The organism is Streptomyces sp. NBC_01618, from assembly GCF_045209435.1.
In the GTDB taxonomy this organism is placed as follows: domain Bacteria; phylum Actinomycetota; class Actinomycetes; order Streptomycetales; family Streptomycetaceae; genus Streptomyces.
On sequence record NZ_CP109297.1, the window covers coordinates 676,090 to 699,181 of the forward strand.

Sequence of the window (23,092 nt, forward strand, 5' to 3'; positions counted from 1 at the left end):
TAAGCTCGGCGCTCACGCGGCTGCCTGCTCGGCATCCGCGGCGGTGATCCCCTTGGTCGAGGCGATCACGTTCTTCAGCTTCTTGGAGAGCGCCTCATAGAACATGCTCAGGGGAAACTCGTCCGGAAGCACATCGTCGACGAGCTTACGCGGCGGCTGGGACAGATCCAGCGCGTCCGGACCCTTGGCCCAGCGGGAGCCCGGGTGCGGGGCGAGATAGCCGGCGACCAGGTCGTACGCGGCGAACCAGTGGACGAGCTTGGGGCGGTCGATGCCGTCCCGGTAGAGCTTCTCGATCTCGGCGCACAGCTGATTGGTGACCTGCGGGGCACGGTCCCAGTCGATCCTCAGCGTGTTGTCCGTCCAGCGGAGCACGTCGTGCTTGTGGAGGTACGCGAAGAGGAGCTGGCCGCCGAGGCCGTCGTAGTTGCGGACGCGCTCGCCGGTGACGGGGAAGCGGAACATCCGGTCGAACAGCACGGCGTACTGCACGTCGCGGCCCTGCGGGAAGCCGTCGGCCTCCAGCTTCACGGCCTCCTTGAAGGCGGTGAGGTCACAGCGCAGTTCCTCGAGACCGTACATCCAGAACGGCTGGCGCTGCTTGATCATGAAGGGGTCGAACGGCAGGTCGCCGTGGCTGTGCGTCCGGTCGTGGACCATGTCCCAGAGCACGAAGGCCTGCTCGCAGCGCTGCTGGTCGCCGACCATTTCGCGGATGTCGTCGGGCAGCTCGACGCCGAGCAGCTCGACCGCCGCCTCGGTGACCCGGCGAAACCGGGCAGCCTCGCGATCGCAGAAGATTCCGCCCCAGCTGAAGCGCTCGGGGGCCTCGCGCATGGCGACGGTCTCCGGGAAGAGCACCGCGGAGTTGGTGTCGTAGCCCGAGGTGAAGTCCTCGAAGGTGATGCCGCAGAACAGCGGGTTGTCGTAGCGGGTGGCTTCGAGCTCGGCCAGCCAGTCCGGCCAGACCATCCGCAGCACGACCGCTTCGAGGTTGCGGTCCGGGTTGCCGTTCTGGGTGTACATCGCGAAGACGACCAGGTGCTGCAGCCCGTCGGCGCGGCCCTTGGCCGGCTGGAAGGCGAGCAGCGAGTCGAGGAAGTCCGGTACACCGAAACCGTCCGCGGCCCAGCGACGCAGGTCCACGACCAGAGCACGGTGGTAGGCCGCGTCGTGCGGGAGCAGCGGGGAGAGCTCCTCGATCGCGGCGATCACGCGGTCCAGCGTGGCCCGGGCGGCCTTCCCGGACGGTGCGCCCTCGGCGTCGAAGTCGATGGAACCGTCCTTCGACTGCCAGGGCCGGATCTCCTCCACGGCATTCTTGAGCGTGGGCCAGGCTGGGTGCTCGACCACCCGCTGGTCCGTACATATGTCACCTGTGGCAACGTCGTGCACAAGAATTTCCGTCATAACTCTTCCTCCACGGGAGAACCTCGCGTCAAGCAACCGTATCCATGTGCAGTTCCTTTGGACAAGTGGGCTTCAGGAAATTATCCTGCCGACCCCCCGTGGTCACCGCGATTCTTCCTGTGCCACATCTTTTCCGCGACCACTTCCGTCGACGGGACGTGGTTCGGTGGCTGTCGGCAGGAGGTGGGCCACTAGGCTGCCGTAGTGCTGTGCCGCCTGGTGGGTAGGAGCCGCACGCGGGCAGGACACCGTCGACGGAAGCGAGTTGCCTTGTCTTTTCTCACCATCGGTCATCGCGGAGTGATGGGTGTGGAGCCGGAGAACACCCTGCGGTCGTTCGTCCATGCGGAACGGGCCGGGATGGACGCCATCGAGCTGGACCTTCATCTGAGCAAGGACGGCGCGCTGGCCGTCATGCACGACGCCGATGTCGACCGTACGACGGACGGCAGCGGTCCGATCGCCGAGAAGACCTTGTCCGAGCTGCGCGAGCTCGACGCCGGGCAGGGTGAGCGGGTGCCGGTCTTCGAGGAGGTGCTCGACGCCGTACGGTCCCCCGTGCAGGCGGAGATCAAGGATGTGGCCGCGGCCCGCGCCCTGGCCGAAGTGATGCTGCGGCGCGGTCTCGTCGACCGGGTGGAGGTGTCGTCGTTCCACGACGAGGCGGTCGCCGAGATCGCCCAGCTGGTGCCGGGGGTACGGACCGTACTCATCGCGAGCCGCTGGCGGAGCGATGTGGTGGAGCGGGCGAAGGCGGTGGGGGCGGCGACGCTGGCGCTGAACATCCGCCGCCTCACCCTGGAGGTGGTCGAGCAGGCGCACGCCGAGGGGCTGAAGGTCATCGGCTGGGTGGTGAACACCCAGGACCATCTGCGGCTGGTACGCGCCCTGCGGCTGGACGGCGCCACCACCGATTACCCGGAGATCCGCCGCGCCGGCCGCTTCACCGCTTGATCACCGGACCGGCTGGACCGGCCGGTCCGGTGTCCGGTTCTGCCGGATCGGCCACCGACCCGGTCCGGTCGGTCGTCCGTCCGGTCAGACCAGGTCCTTGACGAGCAGCTCGAACGCGAGATCGTCGCGCTGCGGGATGCCGAAGCGCTCGTCGCCGTACGGGAACGGGCTGAGCTTTCCCGTGCGGCGGTAGCCGCGCCGCTCGTACCAGGCGATCAGCTCCTCACGCACCGATATCACGGTCATGTGCATCTCGCTCACCCCCCAACTCTCCCGGACGGTGCGCTCGGCCGCCGCGATGATCACCTTGCCGAGTCCGGCTCCCTGCAGCTCGGGACGGACCGCGAACATCCCGAAGTAGGCGGCGTCACCGCGGTGTTCGAGCTGGCAGCAGGCGACGAGCGCGCCGTCGCGCTCCACCACGAGCAGTCGGCTGCCGGGCGCCTCGACGACCGCGCGGACACCGTCCGGGTCCGTCCGCTGCCCCTGCAGGATGTCCGCCTCGGTGGTCCATCCGGCCCGGCTGGGGTCCCCCCGGTACGCCGACTCGATCAGCGTCACCAGTGCCGGCACATCGGCGTCGGCCGCGTCGCGGAAGGTCAGCTGTCCCGGGTCCTGGGCAGGGGCTGTGTCCATGGCGGTGGCTCTCCGTTTCTCTGGTGTGGCCGTGCCGGAGCAGCGTATCCCGCGTGCTCAGGGCCTATGGTCGGGCGCATGGTTCATGTGCTGAGCAGCCGGATCCTGCTGCGTCCGGCCGATCCCGAGCGGTCACGGAGCTTCTACGGGGAGTCGCTCGGGCTGCCCGTCTACCGGGAGTTCGGCACCGGTCCCGAGCGAGGCACGGTCTACTTCCTCGGCGGCGGCTTCCTGGAGGTCTCCGGACGCGCTGCCACCCCGCCGATGCCCGGACTCGAACTGTGGATGCAGGTCGCGGACATCCGGACGGCGCACGAGGAGGTGTCGGCCCGCGGCGTCGAGGTACTGAGGCCGCCGGTGCGTGAGCCGTGGGGGCTCGTCGAGATGTGGATCCGCGATCCGGACGGGCACCGGATCGTCATGGTGGAAGTACCGGCGGACCATCCGCTGCGCTACCGCCCCTAGAACCACAGCTCACGCTGCAAGCGCGGGGCGCGGCTTCTCTCAGCGCGGGGCGCGGCTTCTCGTAACGTGGGGCGCGGCTTCTCTCCGCGCAGTCGACGAGCACCGGATGGCCGGCCGGGGCTCGCCGGAGGGCCTGCTGCCCTATGGGGACGCCAACGCCATCGTGCCGGACATGGCCGACGACGTCCTTCCCATGGTGCGGGACGTCCCCGTACTCGCCGGAGTGTGCGGCACCGATCCGTTCCGGATCACGGGCAACTTCCTCTACCAGTTGAAGGCGTCGGCTTCACCGGCGTACAGAACTTCCCCACGGTCGGCCTGTACGACGGAGAGTTCCGCGAGAACCTGGAAGAGACCGGCATGGGCTTCGGGCTGGAGATCGACATGATCCGCCAGGCCCACGAACGCGATCTGCTGACCGCGCCCTACGTGTGCGACCCCGAGCAGGCCGCCGAAATGGCGCGGGCCGGTGCGGACGTCCTCGTACCGCATGTCGGGCTGACCACCAAGGCGGGTACGGCGCGCGGCGGGGGGAACACCCCCACCGCGCGCTCCCTTGTACCCCAGTGCGCCGCGTATGACGGTCCCGGTCCGGGCATCGACCAAGGGGGGACCCGAGTCGTACGTCCAGGGGGAGGTGCGCTGTGCATGGACCGGCGGTGTCCGGCTGGCTGCTGATGGCATTGTGCGGGGTGACGGGTGCGTACTGCCTGCTGCGCACGCGCGGCGAGACCAGGGGGGAACGCAGGGCGGCGCGAGCCGAGGCGCTGATGGGCTTCGGCATGGCCGCCATGGCGGTGCCGGCTGCGGTCGTGACGCCACCGCAGTGGGGGTGGGCGGTGTACGCGGTGCTGTTCGGCGTGGCCTCGTTGCGCGCGCTGTGGTTCTCCCGGCACAGCGCGCACCACCTGCACCATCTGGTCGGGTCGGCGGCGATGGTGTACATGGCGGTGGCGATGGCACCGGGCGGTGGAGGGGCCCATGGTGGGCACGGCGGGCACGCGGGCCACGGTGTCGCGGCGACGGCCGGGGGTGTGCCCCTGCTGACCGGGCTGCTGTTGGCCTACTACGCGGCGTACGTACTGCGGTCGGGGGCCCGGTTGATACCGGTGGCGGCCATGGCGGGCGGTAGCGGTCCGGTCGGCGGCGGGCCGGTCGCGGGTGGGCCGGTCGGCGGCGGGCCGGTCGCGGGTGGGCCGGTCAGTGGCTGGACCGCTCGTCCCGAGCTGGCTCTCGCCTGTCGGCTGACGATGGGCATAGCCATGTTCGCGATGCTGCTCACTCTCTGAGCGATCCGAAGAGAACTGCGGGAACAGCGAGTGGGCCAAACCGTGGCGTACGTCACTTGCCGTGCAGAGCCATACCCGTGGGTACCGCGCCGCTCATAGGCTGGCGCCATGTTGGTCTCCCTCGCGCTGCTGTTGCTCGGTGCACTGGCCGCCGTCGTGACCCCACGTCTGATGGCGCGGGCGCAGTGGCCGGAGCGCGAGCCCGTTGTCGCGCTGTGGGTGTGGCAGTGCGTGGTGGCCGGGGTGCTGCTCTCTTTCGCGCTCTCCATGACGTTCAGCGCGGCCGCGGCCTGGCAAGCGGTGCGCGGGCATGTGTTCGCGCCGGCGCCGCGTGGCGTGGTGGAGGCGTATGCGCTGGGCGGACACGGGCAGTGGTCCGCCGCCATGGCCGTGCTGCTGGCGCTCGGCGGGGTGTGGACGGCGGCGATGCTGACCCGGGAGATCCGTCGTGCCCGGGTGCGTCGCAGGCGGCGCCGGGCCGAACTGCTGGTGCGTTCCCCGCTGATGCCCGGGGAGGAGCCCGGCAGCGGCCCGCTCGTCGTACTGGAGGGAGAGCGTCCGGATGCCTGGTGGCTGCCGGGTGCGGCGCCTCAACTGGTCATCACCACTGCGGCGCTGGGCCGCCTGAAGGGCCGTCAGCTGGACGCGCTGCTCGCTCATGAGCAGGGCCATGCGAAGGCCCGGCACGACTGGCTGCTGCACTGCTCCGGCGCGCTCGCGACCGGGTTTCCGCAGGTGCCGGTGTTCGCGGCCTTCCGCGACGAGATGCACCGGCTGGTCGAACTGGCCGCGGACGACGTGGCGTCGAGGCGTTTCGGACGGCTGACGATCGCGCTGGCCCTGGTGGAACTCAACGAGGACCGGGGCGTGTTCGGCCCCTGCCCGACGCCGGACGCCGAGCTCCCGCTGCGGGTGAACCGGCTGCTGACCCCGGTGGAGCGGCTCACGGTCGGCCGTCGGCTCCGGCTGACCGCGGCGGCCGCCCTGGTGCCGGTGGTTCCCCTGCTGGTGGCCTTCCTTCCGGGACTCACGGCCCTGGGATAGCCGGGGACACGGAACTTCCACGAAGATCGCCCCATGTCATCCCCGTCGCCGCTCCCCCCGGCCCGCACCCGTTCCCGCGTGACCCCCTTCGGCACGGCCGTGGTCTGCGCCGCTCTCGCCCTGGTCCTGCTGGTCCTGGTCGCCGTGCGCTGGTCGCCGTTGATGACGCTGGACCGTACGGTCGCGGACGCCCTGCACCGTAGGGCGGTCACCGAACCCGGCCTCGTCCACGCCAACCGGGTCCTGACCGACTGGGTGTGGGATCCATGGACGATGCGTGCCCTGATCACGGTGGCCGTGGTGGTGCTGTGGTGGCGCGGGGCGCGGGCGCTCGCGGTGTGGATCGCCGTGACGAGCGCGCTGTCGACTCTCCTGCAGCAGGGGCTGAAGTCGACGGTCGGCCGGGAGCGGCCGCGGTGGCCGGACCCGGTGGATTCCGCTCACTACGCGGCGTTCCCCTCGGGTCACGCGATGACGGCGGTGGTGAGCTGCGGTCTGCTGCTCTGGCTGCTGCGCAGGCACGGCACGGGGCCCCGGGTGTGGCGGGCGGCGCTGGTCGTGGCCTGGGTCTCGGTGCTCGGGGTGGGCGTCACCCGGCTCTACCTGGGGGTGCACTGGCCGAGCGACGTACTGGGTGGCTGGCTGCTGGGGGCGGCCCTGGTCGGGTTCTCCATCGCCGGCTTCGCCCGGTACGAGAAGCGCGGCGGACCGGCCTTGCCGCGACGCTCCTGAACCGACGAGGATCGCGTCCATGCAGATCAAGGGTGTGCTATTCGACTTCTCCGGAACTCTCTTCCGTATCGAGTCCGTCCCATCCTGGTTGCGCGCGGTCCTCGCCGAGCGGGAGGTGGCGGTGAACGAGGCCGACTTCGAGCGGTACGCGCGGGAACTGGAGGCTGCCGGGGCGTTGCCGGGCGGTCCGCTTCCCCAACACGTTCCCGCCCGGCTCGCCGATGTATGGGCCACCCGTGACGAGAGCGCGGAACTCCACCGGGAGGCGTACACCGGGCTGGCCCGGCAAGTGGCTCTGCCGGATCCGGGGCTGTACGACGCGCTGTACGAGCGGCACAGGTCACCCGCCGCCTGGCGGCCGTACCCGGACGCGGCGGAGGTGCTCGGCGCGCTCCGCGACAGCGGCATCCGTATCGGTGTCGTCAGCAACATCGGCTGGGACCTGCGGCCGGTCTTCCGGGCGCACGGCCTGGACGCCCTGATCGACGCCTACGTCCTTTCGTACGAGCACCGCGTCCAGAAGCCGGACACACGCCTCTTCCACATAGCCTGCACACTTCTCGGACAGGATCCGGCGGATATGGTGATGGTCGGCGACGATCGGCGCGCCGATGGCGGGGCGGCTGCGCTGGGGTGCGACGTACGCTTTGTCCAGCATCTGCCGGTGGAGCAGCGGCCCGACGGGCTGCGGACGCTCGGACTGGTACCGGGCGCTGCCTGAGGAACATGTGAGAGATGTCCCTGACGCGCAATGGGTCGGATTATCACATCGTGGCCTTAGCCTGTAGGCATGCCCCGTCGACCCGACTCTTCCGAATCCGTGCGCACCGCTGCCGTGGTGAACAAAGAGATCCGTGACCTGTGGGAGCGCTCGAACGGCTGCCTGTCCCCGGAGGACGAGGAGCAGTACCAGCGATTGCTCGTGGAGTGGGCGGCAGTGACCGGCGGGAGCGCCAGGTCCGCCGCCTGACCCGGGTGCCGTACTCCTGTGCCGAGCGCCGTCGGCTGCGGCGCGTCCCGCCGGGCCGTGAAATCGGCCCGGCGGGACGCACGTGGCGCGCGATGGAGCAGGAGGGTGCCGGTCGAGCGGTTGACCGGACGGGATCAGCGGTCGAAGTAGTCCGGCTGCGTCTGAACATTCAGTTCGTTCAGCCGCACCCGCTTCGCCGGGTCGGTCCGCCGATCGTCGAGCTTCAGGACGTCGAAGCCCTTGGCGATGTCGTTGGAGTAGATGTAGCCATTGTAGTAGTACGCCGACCAGGGGCCGGCCGTGGTGACCGCGTCCGTGCTGACGGGGCCGCGCTCGAAGTAGCCGATCTCCTTCGGCTTCGAGGAGTCGGTGAAGTCCCACACCGAGACCCCGCCCTGGTACCAGGCCTGGACCATCACGTCGCGGCCCTTGACCGGGATGATCGAACCGTTGTGCGCGACGCAGACCTCGGTGTCGGCCTGCGGGCGGTCGATCTTGAAGTAGCTGCGGAAGACCAGCCTGCGGTGGTCTCCCTTGCCGACGATGTCGTAGATGCCGTCGGCGCCGCGCTTCGGGCCGATCTCCTCGTTGCAGGTGGCCGCGCCACCGCCGCCGAGCTCATCGGTGAAGACGACCTTGTCCGCCCTCTGGTTGAACGTAGCGGAGTGCCAGAACGCGAAGTTCACGTTGTCCTGCACCCGGTCGATGATCTTCGGGTTCTCCGGGTCCTTGATGGAGAACAGCAGGCCGTCCCCCATGCAGGCACCGGCCGCCAGGTCCTTCGAGGGCAGCACGGTGATGTCGTGGCAGCCGGTGGTCTTGGAGACACCCGGATTGGTCGGAGCGCCCGGATTGCCGCCGTCCGGGAAGAGCACCGGGAAGTTCACGACCGCGGCCTTCTCCGGTGCGTTGCGCGGCACCTTGATGACGGAGATCCCGTCGTGCGGCGGCTGGCAGTCGGGGAAGGCTTCGCTCGGCGAGTACGAGGAGACGTACACGTACACGTTCTTGCCGTCGGGGACCAGCGTGTGCGTGTGCGATCCGCAGGCGGTCTCGACTGCGGCGACGTACTTCGGGTTGCGCTTGTCGCTGATGTCGAAGACCTTCATGCCCTCCCAGGAGGACTTCTCCGTGGCGGGCTGGGTGGTGCTGGTGCAGGAGTTGTCGCTGCGCGAGGAGTCGGTGGACAGGAAGAGCAGGTTCCCCGAGACCGAGATGTCGTTCTGCGAGCCGGGGCAGAGAACCTGCGCGACCGTCTTCGGGGCCTTCGGATTGCTGATGTCGAAGATCTGGAAGCCGTCGTAGTTTCCGGCGTAGGCGTACTTCCCCTGGAAGGCCAGGTCCGTGTTCAGCCCCTTGAGCGCGCCCTTCGGGACGTTGGCCAGATGGGTGATGTTGCTGCTGTGGACGATCTCGTCCACGCCGGGTATTTCGCCGCTCGTGATGGCGGCTGCGGCTGCGGCCTCCTGAGCGGCGGAGACATCGGTACGGGCGGCGCCCGCGTCACCCGGGTCGGGTGTCGCGGCTGCGGGGCCGGCCATCAGCAGAGTGGCCAGCAGGCCGGCGGCCGCTGCCGCCACGCCCAGGCGTCTGCGCCGCACCGGGCTCTTGTGCAACGAAATCACTGCGTCCTCCCATGGATCCGAACGTAGTTGAACGGTTCACGGACCCCGGCAGTATCGTCCTTCCCAGGGCTGCCCCAACAGATGGCAACAGAGACGTAATGAAAGTTTCTGATCGCTGTCGTGCGGAAGCGTGTTAGGACGGTTGGCAAACGCCCATATGACAATGGAGGTTCCCTTGTTGATCCGCCGTCAGACCAGGTGCGTACGCAGTTCCGTGCTCGTCGCGGCCGTCGCGTCCGCCGTTCTCGCGCTGGGCGCGTGCGATGCGGGAAGCGGTGACGGCCGTACGAACACGCAGGCGGGCGGGGGTCCTTCGGTGGTGGCGCCCGGCAAACCGGGAGAGCCCGCGCGGACCCTGTCCGCGGAGGAGGCGGTGAAGGCCGCCGGGAACAATGCCCCCAATTCGGCCGACTTCCGGTATGTGCAGATGATGATCCAACACCACGCCCAGGCACTGGAGTTGACCGGCCTCGTCGCCGCCCGCTCCGACTCCGCCGCGGTCAAGCGCCTCGCCGAACGCATCACCGCGGGCCAGAAGCCGGAGATCGGCGCGATGGAGGGATGGCTCACGCACAACGGCGGAGAGAAGCGCAGGACCGGCCACGATCACTCGGCGATGCCAGGAATGGCGACCCCGGCGCAGCTGGAGCAGTTGCGGACGGCGGACGGCGCGGCCTTCGACAAGCTCTTCCTGAAGTTGATGATCACCCACCACCAGGGGGCGATCACGATGGCGACCGACGTACTCTCGCAGGGCAACGACGTACAGGTCGAGGAGATGGCCGGGGACGTCGTCGCCCAGCAGACGGTGGAGATCGACAGAATGCGCGCGATGACCTCCTGAGCACACCCCGGCGGCGCGCCTCTCCCTCACCCCGGCCGCCGGTGCCATGCTGGAGGCATCCTGCGGGAAGAGGTGCGCCGTGCTCCGTGTCGCCGTCGTAGGCTCCGGTCCCAGCGGGGTCTACACCGCCCAGGCCCTGGTCGAGCAGGACCGGGTGCCCGATGTCCGGGTCCATGTGCTGGACCGGCTCCCCTGCCCGTACGGCCTGGTGCGCTACGGCGTCGCCCCCGACCACGAGAAGATCAAATCGCTGCAGAACAGTCTGCGGACCGTTCTGGAGCACGAGCGGATCACCTTCCTGGGCAATGTCGAGGTGGGCGGCGACGGGATCCCACCCGAACGGATCGGTGAGCTGTACCAGGCGGTCGTGTACTGCGTCGGGGCGGCGACCGACCGCGGCCTCGCCGTCCCCGGCGAGGACCTGCCCGGCAGCTGCTCCGCGACGGAGTTCGTCTCCTGGTACAGCGCGCACCCGGACGCCGCCGCCAACAGCTTTGCGCTGCGGGCCCGTTCGGTCGTGGTGATCGGGGTCGGCAATGTGGCGGTGGACGTGGCGCGGATCCTCGCCCGCAGCGCGGAGGAGCTGCGCCCCACCGACGTACCGCACGGGGCGCTCGGCGCGCTGGCCGGAAGCCGGGTGCGCGAGGTCCACATGGCGGGCAGGCGCGGACCCTCCCAGGCCAGGTTCACCACCAAGGAACTGCGCGAGCTGGGCGCGCTGCCACGGGCGCGGGTGGTGGTGGACGAGGCGGAGCTGGCCCTCGACCCGTCGTACGTCGATCCGTCCCCCCGGTCGTCGCCGGCCCTGTCCTCACCGCCGAACGCACCGCCCCTGACGGCGGCGGCGCGGCGCAACGTCGAGGTGCTGCGCGGATGGGCCGCGGCCGGGACCACGGGTGCTGGCATGGAAGGAGACCCGGTGCGCACGATCCACCTGCGGTTCTTCCTGCGCCCCGTCGAGCTCCTGGAACGGGACGGCCGGGTGTCCGGGGTGCGGTTCGCCCGTACCGTTCCGGATGGCAGCGGGGGCGTACGCGACTCCGGCAGGTACGAGGACATCGACGCCCAGCTCGTGCTGCGGGCCGTCGGGTACCGCGGGCTGCCGCTGCCCGGCCTGCCGTTCGACGCGGTGTGTGGGACGGTGCCGAATCTGGCTGGGCGGGTAGTGCGGGACGGGGTGCCGTCGCCCGGGGAGTACGTCGCCGGGTGGATCAAGCGAGGGCCCACCGGGGTGATCGGTTCGAACCGGTCGTGCGCGAAGGAGACGGTGGGGTCATTGCTCGACGACGCCCCGCTGCTCGCCGCGCGCCCGTCGGCTCCCGACCCCGTGGCCGCGCTGCGGGCGTGGGGGCTGCGCCCGGTGGAATGGGACGGCTGGCTGTCCATCGAGCGGGCGGAGGCGGCGCTGGGGCGGTCGCTGGGCCGGGGGCCGGTGAAGATCCCGGACTGGGAAGGGCTGCTGAGCGCCGCGGAGAGTGGTGACTGGGGCGGAGCGTGAGACCTATCGGTCCTCGCCGATGCGCTGCACCTGCCGGTTCGCGGCGTCGAGGACGCTGTCCAGAAGCCCGGGGAACAGCGCCTGCAGATCGTCGCGGCGCAGCCCGTTCATCTTGGCCGTGCCGCGGTAGATCTGCTGGACGATGCCGCTCTCGCGCAGCACCCGGAAGTGGTGCGTGGTCGTCGACTTGGACACCGGCAGTTCGATGCGGGAGCAGGTGAGCTCGGCGTCTGCGGCGGCCAGTTCGCGGACCACGCGCAGCCGCATCGGGTCGGAGAGCGCGTGGAGCACAGCCTCGATGCGGATCTCGTCCCGCGTGGGGTGGTCGAGCGCACGGCCGCCGACCGCAGCGGCGCTTGGTGCGGGGGCGCTGACTGGGGTCACGATGGCTCCACTTCCTGGTCCGGTCCGGCATCCCATAATACGAGACCCATCGTAGTTCGGGATCCGCCGTACGCCGGATTCGGCAGCCGGTCAGCCGCTCAGCAGGTCCGGGTTCTCGGCGAGCGAGGCGAGGTGTCCCGCCGGGTCGGCGATCAGTTTGCGGGCCGTCAGGTCGAGCATCCCCGCCACGCCCGTGACCTGCGCCGCGACCGTGCCGTCCTCCTTGAGGATCTTCTGCGCGACCTTGAACGTCCTCCCCTCGCCGTATACGAACTGGCAGGTCACCCGCACCCGGTCACCGCCGCGGAGCTCCCGCAGGAATTTCACCGTCGCCTCGAGGGTCACCGGCCCGACACCGCTGGCCAGCAGCTTCTCCTGCGACAGGCCGGCAACGCGCAGCAGTTCCCAGCGCGCGTGCTCGGCGTACTGCAGATAGACGGCCTGGTTCAGGTGCCCCTGCGTGTCGAGCTCGTAGCCCCGGACGGTCACGTCCACAGAAAAGGTCATGGACGTCCCAACATCACCGCGCATTCCGGCATTCCCATCTGACAGTCGCGGGACCCGGGCTCGGACCGGGTGCGGCGCGAGGTGGGGGAATCCGAACTCGGTGCGGCTGCGGGCGACTTCGCCGGGGCGCGGCTCGGTGCTGGGGCGGTCGGGGCGGACCGCGCGTCAGACCGCGCGGAGGTACTGCTCCGGCGTACGGACTTCGCCGCCCAGTTCGCGGGCCGCGTACTGGGCCCACGACGGGCTCCGCAGCAACTCGCGGCCGAGGAGGACCGCGTCCGCCCGACCCTCGGTGATGACCTTCTCGGCCTGCTGCGGATCGGTGATCAGGCCCACGGCCGCCACGGGCAGCGAGGTCTCCGCCCTGACCCGCTCGGCGAAGGGAACCTGGTAGCCCGGCCCGGTCTCGATGCGGGCGCGCGGGGCGTTCCCGCCGCTGGAGACGTCCAGCAGGTCGACGCCATGGGCCTTCAGCTCCTCCGCCAGCCGCACGGTCTCGTCGACGGTCCAGCCCTCGCGCTCGTCCTCGTCGTTCTCCGTGAGCCAGTCCGTGGCGGAGATCCGGAAGAGGACGGGCAGCTCCTGCGGCCAGACCTCCCGCACCGCGTCGACGACCTGCAGCGCGAAGCGGACGCGGTTCTCGAAACTGCCGCCGAACTCGTCCGTCCGCCGGTTGCTGTGCGGGGAGAGGAACTGGCCGATGAGGTATCCGTGGGCTCCGTGCACCTCGGCGACCTCGAAGCCCGCGTCGACGGCGCGGCGGGCCGCCTCACGGAACCGGCCGACGATGCCCTGGATCTCATCCACCGTCAGCTCGTGCGGCACGGGGTGACCGTCGTCGAACGGCAGCGGGCTGGGGGCGACAGGCGTCCAGCCGTGCGCCTCCGGACCGACGGGGCCGCCGCCCAGCCAGGGGGCCGTGAGATCCAGCACCTGTTCATCGCGCTCGTCGTCCAGCCGCTGTCCAGCGTGGCCCACCGCCTCAGCTGGTCCGAGTGGAGACGACGTCATCAAGCCCGATCACGCACCAGTCACTACCGGCGACAAGTCGCAACTCAAACATGAAGATCACGATCTACAGCTGGAGTACTAGCTCGCCGTGAATTGATGTCCGAGACGTTCCCAGCGCTCTGTACGGGCGCCTGCGGGCGTGAAACGGGGTCGTCGACCTTCAGCTTCAAGCGCGCTCTGTCCTCCGGCGTAGCGCCGAATTTGGCGGCGCGGAGGCGCACTTCCGCGGCAAGCGTCCGCTGGCCCTTGTCCCACATCGCGTGGCGCATCAGGGCAGTGTCGATCAAGAAAGCCCAGTCAGTCTCGGTGAAGGTCTGTGCCTGCGGGGACTCCCGCCAGGTCTGCCACCACGCGAGAGTCATGGGGTGCCACTCGGTGAGTTCGCCCGTCTTCGTGTTGACGCCTAGAACGCCCTCCGGCAGCTCAGGACCGCGGAGTTCGTCGTCAGGGGTGATGACAGTCTCCGGTTCGGCGGCGTTGCGCCGGCGGCGCTTGGATGGGCGCCCTTTGGGGCGGGTCCACGTCCGACCATCGGGCCTCCGTCCAGGAGTCTGCTCGTGTAATCTGCTCATCACTATCGAGTTCCCTTGAGAACTCGGCACCCAGGGATACCTCAACCGTCCCTGGGGGACGGGGTGTAGTAACTAGCTTTACTGGTGTCTAGAACGACGACGAGACTCGTCGGACGTGCGGTGGGTTGTAACCCGCTGCGCGTTGTGTTGAGCGCGGATCTCGGTTTCGACCATTCAAGATGTGGTCGGGCCGAGCGCGCCCTATTGCTTAGCCCGACCACCCCAAAGGGGAAGGTTCGTCGGGCACATGGAAACCGTCGGATGGGCTGCTGCCACCGTCATGTTCATGAGTGGCGTGGTGTGGGTCCTCGGACACGCGCTTGACCAAGTTCCGCCATTGAGCCGCAAGTTCGTCAAGGCAGTCAGGTCGCTCCGCCAGGCACGCGACGAGGTGCGCCGACCGCGCGAAGCTCCGCCAACGGACCCGCGGGAGCTTCCACAGGCGGACGAGGTCAGCCGCTCAATCGAGAAATGATCGCCGAGAGGTCACCCAGCAGCGACGGGGCGTTGCCATGTCGGCGTCCCGTCATTGCGATGTAGCGGCCGGTTCCGTAGATCTCTACGGCCGTACCGTCCGGGCGTCGGATGCACCGTCCATGCCGGACGTCAGTGCGGCCCCAGATGTGCAGTCCGTCGCCGGACGGGGACAACTCTACGTAGGTGGCGCCCGCGTCGCGGGGAATGGCTGCTGCCCACGGGGCGACTCGCCCGGTAAGCGTGTTGATGCAGTGGTCCAGGTCGAGACAGACGATGTCATCGACGTCCGAGAGGGCGAAGCCCAGACCGGCGCCGACCGTCGAAGCGGCGGCGCCCTTGTGCGTGCTCCACGTCCGCGGGTCCGTGCTGCTGGCCGGCATGCCGTCGACCGTGAGCGGGACCTTCGTCGCGGACCGCCGGACCCACCTGTCTCGGGTCGTCAGTTCCGTGGGCAGTGCGTTCTTCTTTGCCGCGCGGTGGAACGCTACGCGGCAGCGGGTGGAGCACGTCCGCGCGGGCGCCCTGGCGGCAAGGGGCATGTCGCTCCCGCACCAGTCGCATACTCGGTGATCTTGGTCCTCCTCCCCCTTCGGACAGCTCTGGTCCAAAGTACAAACTAACCCCCTATTTTCTTTTCTCTCTAACGCGCGTAGTAGAAAAAGGAAATAGGGGGTTAGTTTGTCGTTCTGGCCAGACTTGGACTCAAGTGGCTACGCAGAGCCAAATTTTGAGCCTTAGTCAGCACCTCTTTATAGTTATCCACAGTCACCTGTGGACGGCGGAGGCTCCGGGCGACGTCGACAAGGAGGGCGGAGGCGGGCGACGAGCGGCCGAGCAAGGGGCGACGGCACGATATTCCACACCCATCGCTATTATCAACCCGTTGCCTCAGAGGCTCTCCTGGTGTAGCTATTCAGCGGAGTTGAGCGGCCGGCTCAGGCAGCTGCGGTGTCGGGTGTGAGGGCGTGCGGGATCCACGCTCCAGTGGTGAAGAGGCGCTGGAGTGCGTCGTAGCGGCTGATGCCCCACTTGGTCGCGGTCGACAGGTACGACTGGACGATGGCGAAGTCGGCCAGTCCTTGGAGGGTTCGCCAGCAGCCTCCGGAGGAGCGTTGCTGGACCTTGGCGGGTCTGATGTCGCGTTCCGCTTGATTATTGGTGAAGGGGACGGTGAGGTCGGTGGTGAAGCGGAGGATGACCTCTCGGTGCTCCTCGAAACGTCTGGCCAGGGTGCGGGCATGCCGGGCAAGTTCGGTGTTCTTGTTCCGGTTGTCCTGGCGGGATCGGGCCAGCGCTCCGGTGTAGAGCCGGTGGATGGTGCGCAGTTCGTCGGCGGTGAGCTCCTCGCGCCCGGCATCCCGGGCGGCGGACGCGAGACGGTTGGCTTCCAGGAGGGTGTCGGCCATCGCGCGGGCCCACAACTAGCCTTCCGGATCGGCCTCATGGATGCCGCGCAGGTCCCGCAGCAGGTGGGCACCGCACCAGGCGTGCAGCACCTGGTCGAGGTGGGTGTAGCCGGCATATCCGTCACGGACCAGGACGCCGCTCAGGTGCGGCAGCACGTCTCCGGCATCGATGGCGTGCGCCGAGCGGTCACCCGTGTGCATCAGGGTGAGGTGCGCGGTGGAGGCCACGTGCAGGAAGACGGTCCTGGCCTGGGTGCGGGTGAAGGTCTCATCGGCGTGCACCACGGGCGCGCCGGAAATCAGGGCGCGGACCGCGGGCAGGAACCCGGACTCCAGCAGGCGGGCGGCCCTGCCGCGCAGGGAGGCGGCGAAGCCGGTGGAGACCTTCATCCCGCACAGTTCCATCACCAGTAGGGTCGAGCGGTGCACTGGGATGTGGTGGCCCAGGACCGCGTCGGCGACCTTCGTGGTGGTGCCGGGACCATACTGGACGGCCGATTCCACCCCGGCCGGGAAGACACCCATCGCCTTCTTCCCGCACCCGGGGCAGCACTTGACGTCGGCGGCGTACTCGACAACCCGCGGCGGAGGCGGAACGGCCAGGTCGAGGACCTGACGGCGACGTACTACGGACACCGGCACCTCGATCAGCGAGGACCCACAGCCCTCGCAGCCAGCCGGAGCCGGAATGACGTACCGCTCGTCCGGATCCTCGACCTGCCGCAAGGTGGTACCCGGATCGCCGGCTGCTTGCCCGGCTTGCGTCCCGAACGGGTACGAGAGGACCCACCACGAGGTCGCTTGCCCGGCCCGTCCGACGACGGTGGCTTCGAGGAGGTCGAGGAGTCCTTCGACAACCGCAGCACCAGAGCCTGCACCTGCGTGGTCAACTCAGCGATCTGGATCAGCAGCTGGTCGATCCGCTCATCCTTCGCGGCCTCCCGGCTCCGTGCAGCCGCCAACTCGCCGCGTACCGCGGCCAACTCGGCGAAGAGGTCCTTCACGGACCAGTCGGGATGCCCCACCCGGACACCCTAGCGATCACGCCGTCCGTCCAGCGAACCGGCCGCACCCCGCTGAACAGCTACCTCCTGGTAGACCACGTCGTCCAGCGCATCCTGTTCCGGGTCAACGTGGGTGCCCACTTCGAACGTCAGCCGCTCCTCAACTGGCGCCCTCCATCGCTCAGGAGGCCGCACAGTGATCCGCACCCCGGCTTCGACGAGCATCTCCCGACGCGCCAGAGGATCGGCTGCGGCATGCCAGTCGTCGGCCCATGTGGAGTCCAACTTCACGGCCTCTTCCCGCGCAGGCACGACGGGTGTGGCCCGCAGCTCCTCCAGCCGGTCGGAGCGGCCCTGGAGCTGCTTCATGACGACGTCGGCCGCCGGCCCTCTCAGCCGCCCCAGGCGCATCGCCAGCTCTTCCACGTCGGCTTCCAGGTCCGCGATTTCCGCGCGGTGGTCGACGCCAGGGACGCGGACGACCTGTGTGCGACGGAAGGGGCCCATGTGCGCCAGAAACTGCGTCTCCGCGTACTCCAGAACGCCCGCGGCTTGGATGCTGAGCGCGGGGACCCCCTTGGCGTGGAGCTTTCCGAAGCAACGGAACACCTCCTTCTTCACTCCCGCCTGTGCACCCTTCTTCTCGCGATACCAGTTGACGAACATGTTCTGGTCGCAGATTCCGCAGACGAGGACACCTAGCAGGGGGTGGCCGTCTTTTCGACGTGGCCCGGTGTGACCTGTGGCGAGCAACTTCAGTGCGTCCTGGAGCTTGTGCCAGGTGTCATCGTCGATCAGCGGCTCTCCCTGGAGCACAGGTGCGCCGTTCGCGTCGCGCACAATGGTCCCGTCCTTCTTGACGATGTGGCCACGCATGACCGGCGACAGGAGCATGTCGCGCACCACCGTCAACTGCCACGTACTTTCTTCGTCCTGCTCCCGCGGCGGAGTGGCAAGCATGGCGCGGTGGTTCTTCGGTGTAATCGCACCCATTTCTTCGAGCCACCGCAGGATTTCGCTGTAGTTCCGGCCGGCAATAGCGCGGGCGACCATGGAGCGGCGAATGTCGGCAGTGGACTTGACGGGGTCCTCGTCGGTGTGCGCAAAAAGCCACCACCCCTCATTGCCGTCAGGGAACACCATGCGTCCGGGTGCGTGGCCGTATGGCACTACTCCGCCAGCCCATCGGCCCATTGACTGCAAGTGCGCGGCAGCCCCCTGGTTTCGCTCCATGATGGTCTGGCCTTCGAGCTGAGCGGCGAAGGCCAGGATGAGCATGATGAGTTCCGACATCGGAGAGCTGAAGTCCAGCTCCAGCCTGTCGCCTCCGGGCCCACTAGCGAAGATCAGCCGCTTCCCGTGGGTCTTCGCGTACCGTCCCAGGTCCACCATGTCAGCCATGGAGCGCACTGCACGGTCCATGCGCTGCCAGATCATCACGTCCCATTCGTCGGGACGGTCCAGCCAGTGCCGTAGCTCCTCACGCTCCCACGGCGTCGTCTTAAGGGCGGACACCTCCAGGTCATTGGCCCACCCGACGAAGTCCCCGCCGATCCGCTTCGCGGCGGCTTCCACCATTTGCTGCTGGATCTCTGGCGACGTCGACGCGTCTGTGTACCGGCTGATTCGCAACGCCCCGACGACGCGGGGCGCCCCCACCTTAGTGCTCGTCATGGTGACATGATAGTTACCTCAGCTGGTTTAGACATACTGGATGCCGGGAACCGAAATTACGATGTTCCTCGTACAAGCAAGCCGCCGTTCCCGGTCTACCCGCGCCGTCTGAGCGTGATCGCGGCGTCCGCGTCGTACTCTTGGGTCCAGTTGCGTCCGGCGCCCGACTTCCAGGTGACCCGGGCCGTGGCGCCGTCGGTCCTGACGCTCTCCACCGTCATGGCCCGGTCGCCGTCCCGTACGTCCCCGCGGCGCAGCTCCCCCGCCTTCACGGTGACGGGCTCCGCCGACTGCGCGCTCTCGGCCTCGTCCGCCGCGAGGGCGAGAGCCGCCGCCAGCTCCCGGGCGCGGGCAGGGGTGCAGATCACAGCGATCTCGCCCGACGGTGCCACGCCCCGGATCCGGACCCCCGCCCCGACGGGGGTCACCTCCAGGGACGCGACGTGTCCGTCGCGGTCCTCGATCCCACTCGTCATCGCTCTGCTCTCCCCTTGCCCGTACGCCCTTCGGCTCAGTGCAGCCGGAGGCTCTCCGGCGGGCCCAGGTAGCTGGGCTTGAGGCCGCCGGTGTCGACCACCAGGTTCTGCAGCACCACCGTCGGGTCGACCATCCAGAATTTGAGCACATGACCCCCGGGCCGGCCGATCCGGTGCACCGTACTGGTGACGTTGACGTTGTCCGAGGTGTTACGGGCCCACTGGACGTTCATGGTGCCGTCGTCGGAGCCCGTCACCGCGGTGACGTTCACTCGCTGCGGTGCGTCGTCGTCGAAGGAGACGGCGTACGTGAGCCCGTCGGAGACCAGGGCGTTGTTACGGGGTGACAGGTAGGCGTGGACGGTGACCGGGCCGGCGGTGAACAGCGAGGCCCGGCACTCCAGCCGCAGGCCGTTGCCGCCCGGGGACTGCCGGGCCGCAGTGACCGGGAAGGGTTCCATGCCGGCGCCGGTCCGGCCGATGCGGGGCTGCGGGGATGCGCCGGCAGGTGATCCCGCCACCGCCGACGGAGCGGGAGTAGTGGTCCGCCTCGATGGAAACGTACCCATGGGCCTCGACGAAGCCTTCGAGCTGCGAGCGGGACACCTCCGGCCGGTCGATCGCCGCCCGGACGGTCACCTCACGGCCGTCCGGTCCGCTGATCGCGACCGGCACCTTCGTGATGCCCCGGGAGCCCGTGACCGGTCGACGCGCAAGGTGACCCGATTTCGAAAGTTTCGAGAAGCTCCCCGCACAGCTGACGGAAAGGCCGGACTTCTGTGCGGGGAGGCTCTCGGAACGAGGAAGAGGGCGGTGCGTCAGTTCCCGGCCGCGGCCGGGAACTGCGCCGCCTCCTCGACGGTGGTTTCGCAGACCAGCCGGCGTCGGTGATCGACCGTGCGCTCGGGGCCGGTGAGCCGCAGCCGTACCGTCTGCCGGATGTCGCGGACGGCACTCGACGCGGCGAGCCGCAGTTCCAGGTCGCCGGGTTCGACGATCCGCCGGCCGCCGATGCCGGTGAAGGAGACCAGATCGGCATGGAACCGGAAGCGGACCTTCCGGGCTTGTCCGGCCGCGAGTTCCACCCGGGCGTAGCCGATCAGCTGTGCCTGCGGGCGGGTGGTCTGGGCGACCGGGTCGTGGACGTAGAGCTGCACGACCTCGGCCCCTTCGCGGTCTCCGGTGTTGCGTACGGTGACCTCGATGTCGGCGGATCCGTCGGTGCGGATCTCCGCCGGTACGGGCTCACCGGGCTCCCAGCCGAAGGTGGTGTACGAGAGCCCGTGCCCGAAGGGGTGCAGCGGTGTCGGGTCGATTGCTGACCTCGTTCGCCAGGCCCAGCGGCGGCTGGAGGTACGTCCACGGCTGACCGCCCGGACCGTGCGGGCGCAATGCCATCTCAAAGGGCGGGAGGATGACGTCGGCGATCTGGCGCGCCTCCGCAGCAGCACCGCCGCCCCCAGCCGCTGACCCCGCACCCCGCTCACCCGGCCCGGCCTGCACTTATTTCCGTTGTGGGCCGGGCCCGACCCGCGTACCGTCCCCCGTCATGACGACCACCCCCACCCTGCACACCGGACGGCTGCTCCTGGAGCCGTACACACCCGCGGACGAGGACGGCTTCGTGGCGCTCTTCCAGGACGTCAGGGTGTCCCGCTGGATGGGCGACGGGCCGCAGACCGAGGCCGAGGACCGTGCCCTGTTCGGGCGGGTCTTCAGCAAGGTGTACGCCCAGGAACTCTTCGGCGTATGGGCCGTGCGCCGCGGCAGCCGTCTGGTCGGCCACGCGGAGATCAAACCCTCCCCGTCCCCGGATGTGGACGGTCACGAGATCGTCTACGCCCTGGCTCCGGCCGCGTGGGGACAGGGGTTCGGCACCGAGGTCGCGAAGGCCCTGACCTCGTACGGGTTCGGCGCCCTCGGGCTCGCCGAAGTGCACGCGACGGTGGCCGCCGAGAACACCGCCTCCCTGGCGCTGCTGGGCCGGATCGGCTTCCGGCACGTCCGGGACGCGGTGGAGGACGACGGCAGCACGACCCGGGTCCTGAGCTGCTCCGCCGGTGTTGACGGCGCCGGGGCCGGTCAGCCGCAGTAGACGTCCAGGCGCCCGCACATGCCGAACTTCCCGTGCGTGGAGGGATGTTCGGCGTGTACGCAGGCGTCGGCGAGGTATCCGCCGTCGCCGCGGGTCAGGGCGTCGAGCTGGCCGCCGGTCACCTTCGACGCGGCAGCGGCCCCCTTCCGCCAGCGCTCCCGCCAGTCCCCTGTCATCGGGCGTACGAGTGCGGCGGCGGCCTTGTGGAAGGCGGCGAGCGGTTCGGGGTCGCCCGCCTCGGTGGCCCGGCGCAGCGCGAGGAAACCCTCTATGGCGAGGTCCCGGCGGGCGCGGGCGGCCTTTTCCTGTCCCGCTTCAAAACCGTCGGCGGGAAGGGCGACCGCCGCCCGGTAGGTCTCGGGGTCCGCCAGGTGGCGTGGCGGCAGCGTGAGGACGGCGTCACCTGCCTCGGGCAGTCCGCTGTTCTCCATGAGGACGACGATGCGCAGCGCGTCCTCGTTGACGAGGCGGTGGATCGTGCCCGGCGTGAACCAGACGAGTGCTCCGGGGGTCAGTGGCGTCTGCCGGAACCCGGACGTGGTGAGGGTCTGCACCGAGCCCGTGCCCCCGACCACCACATACCCCTCGGAGCAGGTGAGGTGGAGATGGGGCGTCCCGCCGCGCAGGCCGTCCTCGGTGGGCCAGTCGTAGACCCGCAGGTGGGACACGGCGACGGCGCCGGGCAGCCCTTCGAAGGTCGGCACAGATGCTCCCTGTTCGCTCCGCGAAAGCGCCCGGCAAGCGCTTTCTACACGTGGTGCACCGTACCGTCGCCGGCCGTAGCGGCAACAGGGTCCGGGTGTCCGGGGCCGCCCTGCGGGCCTCTGTCAGTGGTGGGGTGCAGACTGGCCCGTATCCGGCACAAAGGCGTATCGGGAGGATCGGCCATGACCGACGTACTGCTCACCGTGGGCACCCGCAAGGGACTCTTCATCGGCCGCAGGCGCGGCGGCACGTGGGAGTTCGACGACCCACGTTTCAATTCCCAGGCGATCTATTCGATCGCCATCGACACCCGCAGGAAGGTTCCCCGGCTGCTGGTCGGCGGGGACAGCGCACACTGGGGCCCGTCCGTCTTCCACTCCGACGACCTGGGCGCCACCTGGGTCGAACCGAAACAACCGACCGTGAAGTTCCCGGAGTTCACCGGGGCATCGCTGGAGCGGGTCTGGCAGCTGCACCCGGCGGGCCCCGAGGCGCCCGATGTCGTGTACGCGGGTACGGAGCCGGCCGCACTGTTCCGTTCCGAGGACGGCGGGGAGTCCTTCGAGCTGGTCCGCCCGCTCTGGGAGCATCCGACGCGTTCGAAGTGGGTGCCGGGCGGCGGCGGCGAGGGTCTGCACACCATCCTCACGGACCCGAGGAATGCCCGGGAGGTGACGGTCGCGGTCTCCACGGCCGGGGTGTTCCGCACCAAGGACGGCGGCGCGAGCTGGGCCCCGGCGAACAAGGGCGTGTCGGCGGTGTTCCTCCCCGACCCGAACCCGGAGTTCGGCCAGTGCGTCCACAAGGTGGCGAGGGACGCGGTCGATCTCGACCGGCTCTACCTCCAGAACCACTGGGGAGTCTTCCGGAGCGACGACTCCGGGGACAACTGGACGGACATCGGCCGGGACCTCCCGTCCGATTTCGGTTTCGCCGTGGCCGCGCACCCGCACCGCGCGGACACGGCGTACATCTTCCCGATCAACGCCGACGCCGACCGCGTCCCGGCCGAACACCGCTGCCGGGTGTTCCGCACCGAGGACGCGGGCCGTACCTGGGAGCCACTGTCGGCGGGCCTGCCCGAGGAGATGCATTACGGCACGGTGCTGCGCGACGCGCTCCGTACGGACGACGCCGACCCGGCGGGCATCTACTTCGGCAACCGCAATGGCGAGGTGTACGCGAGCGCGGACAACGGCGACAGCTGGCAGCAGCTCGCCGCGCATCTGCCGGATGTCCTCTGCGTCCGGGCGGCGGTCATCGGTTCGTGACCCCGGCGGACAGGTGACGTGCCACACGGTGATGGGGGGTGTG

At 69.3% G+C, this 23,092-nt stretch carries 22 protein-coding genes and 6 pseudogenes; 14 read left to right on the forward strand and 14 right to left on the reverse strand.

What is annotated here, in order from left to right; translation table 11 throughout:
- Positions 1 to 12: 12 nt before the first annotated feature.
- Positions 13 to 1,410, reverse strand: coding sequence for a DUF6421 family protein (locus OH735_RS03150; protein WP_406379256.1), 1,398 nt, complete (start codon positions 1,408 to 1,410; stop codon positions 13 to 15).
- A gap of 270 nt (positions 1,411 to 1,680) precedes the next feature.
- Between OH735_RS03150 and OH735_RS03155 the strand changes: the two genes are divergently transcribed.
- On the forward strand, positions 1,681 to 2,364 hold the full coding sequence (locus OH735_RS03155; RefSeq protein WP_406379257.1) for a glycerophosphodiester phosphodiesterase: 684 nt from the start codon (positions 1,681 to 1,683) through the stop codon (positions 2,362 to 2,364).
- A gap of 84 nt (positions 2,365 to 2,448) precedes the next feature.
- Here the strand turns inward: OH735_RS03155 and OH735_RS03160 are convergent, their stop codons facing one another.
- Positions 2,449 to 3,000 carry a GNAT family N-acetyltransferase gene (locus OH735_RS03160; RefSeq protein ID WP_406379259.1) on the reverse strand — a complete coding sequence of 184 codons (552 nt, stop codon included), beginning with the start codon at positions 2,998 to 3,000 and terminating at the stop codon, positions 2,449 to 2,451.
- Between the two features lie 78 nt (positions 3,001 to 3,078).
- On the opposite strand from OH735_RS03160, the gene OH735_RS03165 reads away from it, so the two are divergent.
- The 7 genes and pseudogenes from OH735_RS03165 (at position 3,079) to OH735_RS03195 (ending at position 7,500) form a co-directional block, all read left to right on the forward strand.
- Positions 3,079 to 3,465: a VOC family protein gene (locus OH735_RS03165; protein ID WP_406379261.1), complete on the forward strand. Its 387-nt coding sequence runs from the start codon at positions 3,079 to 3,081 to the stop codon at positions 3,463 to 3,465.
- A 106-nt stretch (positions 3,466 to 3,571) separates the two neighbouring features.
- A pseudogene (locus OH735_RS03170) lies at positions 3,572 to 4,143 on the forward strand (phosphoenolpyruvate hydrolase family protein).
- Positions 4,110 to 4,754 (forward strand): DUF5134 domain-containing protein, encoded by a 645-nt coding sequence (locus OH735_RS03175; RefSeq protein WP_406379263.1) that lies wholly within the window; start codon positions 4,110 to 4,112, stop codon positions 4,752 to 4,754. Before OH735_RS03170 ends, OH735_RS03175 begins: the two are co-directional and overlap by 34 nt.
- Before the next feature lie 108 nt (positions 4,755 to 4,862).
- Positions 4,863 to 5,798, forward strand: coding sequence for a M56 family metallopeptidase (locus OH735_RS03180; protein ID WP_406379265.1), 936 nt, complete (start codon positions 4,863 to 4,865; stop codon positions 5,796 to 5,798).
- Positions 5,799 to 5,831: 33 nt separating this feature from the next.
- Complete coding sequence (locus OH735_RS03185) at positions 5,832 to 6,530, forward strand: phosphatase PAP2 family protein (RefSeq protein ID WP_406379267.1); 699 nt, start codon at positions 5,832 to 5,834, stop codon at positions 6,528 to 6,530.
- 19 nt (positions 6,531 to 6,549) lie between these two features.
- Entirely contained in the window at positions 6,550 to 7,251 is a 702-nt protein-coding gene (locus OH735_RS03190; RefSeq protein WP_406379269.1) for an HAD family hydrolase, read from the forward strand.
- A 69-nt stretch (positions 7,252 to 7,320) separates the two neighbouring features.
- Complete coding sequence (locus OH735_RS03195; RefSeq protein WP_406379271.1) at positions 7,321 to 7,500, forward strand: hypothetical protein; 180 nt, start codon at positions 7,321 to 7,323, stop codon at positions 7,498 to 7,500.
- 134 nt (positions 7,501 to 7,634) lie between these two features.
- Here OH735_RS03195 and OH735_RS03200 read toward each other — a convergent pair whose 3' ends face one another.
- A complete protein-coding gene (locus OH735_RS03200) occupies positions 7,635 to 9,125 on the reverse strand; it encodes an LVIVD repeat-containing protein (RefSeq protein ID WP_406379273.1) in 1,491 nt (496 codons plus the stop codon).
- A gap of 157 nt (positions 9,126 to 9,282) precedes the next feature.
- Here OH735_RS03200 and OH735_RS03205 point away from each other — a divergent pair, with 157 nt between their 5' ends.
- On the forward strand, positions 9,283 to 9,969 hold the full coding sequence (locus tag OH735_RS03205; RefSeq protein ID WP_406379275.1) for a DUF305 domain-containing protein: 687 nt from the start codon (positions 9,283 to 9,285) through the stop codon (positions 9,967 to 9,969).
- 79 nt (positions 9,970 to 10,048) lie between these two features.
- Complete coding sequence (locus tag OH735_RS03210; RefSeq protein ID WP_406379277.1) at positions 10,049 to 11,467, forward strand: FAD-dependent oxidoreductase; 1,419 nt, start codon at positions 10,049 to 10,051, stop codon at positions 11,465 to 11,467.
- Between the two features lie 3 nt (positions 11,468 to 11,470).
- Here OH735_RS03210 and OH735_RS03215 read toward each other — a convergent pair whose 3' ends face one another.
- From OH735_RS03215 to OH735_RS03225, 3 genes and pseudogenes are all read right to left on the reverse strand, one after another.
- Positions 11,471 to 11,851 carry an ArsR/SmtB family transcription factor gene (locus tag OH735_RS03215; protein WP_406379279.1) on the reverse strand — a complete coding sequence of 127 codons (381 nt, stop codon included), beginning with the start codon at positions 11,849 to 11,851 and terminating at the stop codon, positions 11,471 to 11,473.
- A 90-nt stretch (positions 11,852 to 11,941) separates the two neighbouring features.
- A complete protein-coding gene (locus OH735_RS03220) occupies positions 11,942 to 12,358 on the reverse strand; it encodes an acyl-CoA thioesterase (RefSeq protein WP_406379281.1) in 417 nt (138 codons plus the stop codon).
- A gap of 165 nt (positions 12,359 to 12,523) precedes the next feature.
- Positions 12,524 to 13,276, reverse strand: a pseudogene (locus OH735_RS03225) (tRNA-dihydrouridine synthase); the annotation flags it as partial.
- 3 nt (positions 13,277 to 13,279) lie between these two features.
- On the opposite strand from OH735_RS03225, the pseudogene OH735_RS03230 reads away from it, so the two are divergent.
- A pseudogene (locus OH735_RS03230) lies at positions 13,280 to 13,423 on the forward strand (IS701 family transposase); the annotation flags it as partial.
- Between the two features lie 970 nt (positions 13,424 to 14,393).
- Here the strand turns inward: OH735_RS03230 and OH735_RS03235 are convergent.
- From OH735_RS03235 to OH735_RS03245, 3 genes and pseudogenes are all read right to left on the reverse strand, one after another.
- A complete protein-coding gene (locus OH735_RS03235) occupies positions 14,394 to 14,798 on the reverse strand; it encodes a hypothetical protein (protein ID WP_406379282.1) in 405 nt (134 codons plus the stop codon).
- 555 nt (positions 14,799 to 15,353) lie between these two features.
- Positions 15,354 to 16,349: pseudogene (gene tnpC, locus OH735_RS03240) on the reverse strand (IS66 family transposase).
- A gap of 122 nt (positions 16,350 to 16,471) precedes the next feature.
- Complete coding sequence (locus tag OH735_RS03245) at positions 16,472 to 16,702, reverse strand: DUF6444 domain-containing protein (protein ID WP_406386392.1); 231 nt, start codon at positions 16,700 to 16,702, stop codon at positions 16,472 to 16,474.
- Here OH735_RS03245 and OH735_RS03250 point away from each other — a divergent pair.
- Positions 16,626 to 16,862 carry a hypothetical protein gene (locus OH735_RS03250; RefSeq protein ID WP_406386941.1) on the forward strand — a complete coding sequence of 79 codons (237 nt, stop codon included), beginning with the start codon at positions 16,626 to 16,628 and terminating at the stop codon, positions 16,860 to 16,862. The genes OH735_RS03245 and OH735_RS03250 overlap by 77 nt on opposite strands.
- On the opposite strand, the gene OH735_RS03255 is transcribed toward OH735_RS03250, so the two are convergent.
- The 4 genes and pseudogenes from OH735_RS03255 to OH735_RS03270 form a co-directional block, all read right to left on the reverse strand.
- Positions 16,859 to 18,502, reverse strand: a complete 1,644-nt coding sequence (locus OH735_RS03255; protein ID WP_406379284.1) for a recombinase family protein — start codon at positions 18,500 to 18,502, stop codon at positions 16,859 to 16,861. The genes OH735_RS03250 and OH735_RS03255 overlap by 4 nt on opposite strands.
- A gap of 95 nt (positions 18,503 to 18,597) precedes the next feature.
- Complete coding sequence (locus OH735_RS03260) at positions 18,598 to 18,978, reverse strand: hypothetical protein (protein ID WP_406379285.1); 381 nt, start codon at positions 18,976 to 18,978, stop codon at positions 18,598 to 18,600.
- A 35-nt stretch (positions 18,979 to 19,013) separates the two neighbouring features.
- Positions 19,014 to 19,709 (reverse strand): annotated as a pseudogene (locus tag OH735_RS03265) (glycosyl hydrolase); the annotation flags it as partial.
- A gap of 87 nt (positions 19,710 to 19,796) precedes the next feature.
- Positions 19,797 to 20,469, reverse strand: a pseudogene (locus OH735_RS03270) (fibronectin type III-like domain-contianing protein); the annotation flags it as partial.
- Between the two features lie 58 nt (positions 20,470 to 20,527).
- Here OH735_RS03270 and OH735_RS03275 point away from each other — a divergent pair.
- A complete protein-coding gene (locus tag OH735_RS03275; RefSeq protein ID WP_406379287.1) occupies positions 20,528 to 21,073 on the forward strand; it encodes a GNAT family N-acetyltransferase in 546 nt (181 codons plus the stop codon).
- Here the strand turns inward: OH735_RS03275 and OH735_RS03280 are convergent.
- Entirely contained in the window at positions 21,061 to 21,777 is a 717-nt protein-coding gene (locus OH735_RS03280; RefSeq protein ID WP_406379289.1) for a cupin domain-containing protein, read from the reverse strand. The two genes, OH735_RS03275 and OH735_RS03280, sit on opposite strands and share 13 nt — an antisense overlap.
- A gap of 183 nt (positions 21,778 to 21,960) precedes the next feature.
- Between OH735_RS03280 and OH735_RS03285 the strand changes: the two genes are divergently transcribed.
- Positions 21,961 to 23,049 carry a WD40/YVTN/BNR-like repeat-containing protein gene (locus OH735_RS03285; RefSeq protein ID WP_406379291.1) on the forward strand — a complete coding sequence of 363 codons (1,089 nt, stop codon included), beginning with the start codon at positions 21,961 to 21,963 and terminating at the stop codon, positions 23,047 to 23,049.
- Positions 23,050 to 23,092: the final 43 nt, after the last annotated feature.

Bases quoted from the DNA above. Each gene is read 5' to 3' on its own strand.
- OH735_RS03150 (WP_406379256.1), bottom strand. From the start codon at position 1,410: ATGACGGAAATTCTTGTGCACGACGTTGCCACAGGTGACATATGTACG.
- OH735_RS03160 (WP_406379259.1), bottom strand. From the start codon at position 3,000: ATGGACACAGCCCCTGCCCAGGACCCGGGACAGCTGACCTTCCGCGAC.
- OH735_RS03165 (WP_406379261.1), top strand. From the start codon at position 3,079: ATGGTTCATGTGCTGAGCAGCCGGATCCTGCTGCGTCCGGCCGATCCC.
- OH735_RS03180 (WP_406379265.1), top strand. From the start codon at position 4,863: ATGTTGGTCTCCCTCGCGCTGCTGTTGCTCGGTGCACTGGCCGCCGTC.
- OH735_RS03185 (WP_406379267.1), top strand. From the start codon at position 5,832: ATGTCATCCCCGTCGCCGCTCCCCCCGGCCCGCACCCGTTCCCGCGTG.
- OH735_RS03190 (WP_406379269.1), top strand. From the start codon at position 6,550: ATGCAGATCAAGGGTGTGCTATTCGACTTCTCCGGAACTCTCTTCCGT.
- OH735_RS03195 (WP_406379271.1), top strand. From the start codon at position 7,321: ATGCCCCGTCGACCCGACTCTTCCGAATCCGTGCGCACCGCTGCCGTG.
- OH735_RS03205 (WP_406379275.1), top strand. From the start codon at position 9,283: ATGACAATGGAGGTTCCCTTGTTGATCCGCCGTCAGACCAGGTGCGTA.
- OH735_RS03220 (WP_406379281.1), bottom strand. From the start codon at position 12,358: ATGACCTTTTCTGTGGACGTGACCGTCCGGGGCTACGAGCTCGACACG.
- OH735_RS03235 (WP_406379282.1), bottom strand. From the start codon at position 14,798: ATGCCGGCCAGCAGCACGGACCCGCGGACGTGGAGCACGCACAAGGGC.
- OH735_RS03255 (WP_406379284.1), bottom strand. From the start codon at position 18,502: ATGACGAGCACTAAGGTGGGGGCGCCCCGCGTCGTCGGGGCGTTGCGA.
- OH735_RS03260 (WP_406379285.1), bottom strand. From the start codon at position 18,978: ATGACGAGTGGGATCGAGGACCGCGACGGACACGTCGCGTCCCTGGAG.
- OH735_RS03275 (WP_406379287.1), top strand. From the start codon at position 20,528: ATGACGACCACCCCCACCCTGCACACCGGACGGCTGCTCCTGGAGCCG.
- OH735_RS03285 (WP_406379291.1), top strand. From the start codon at position 21,961: ATGACCGACGTACTGCTCACCGTGGGCACCCGCAAGGGACTCTTCATC.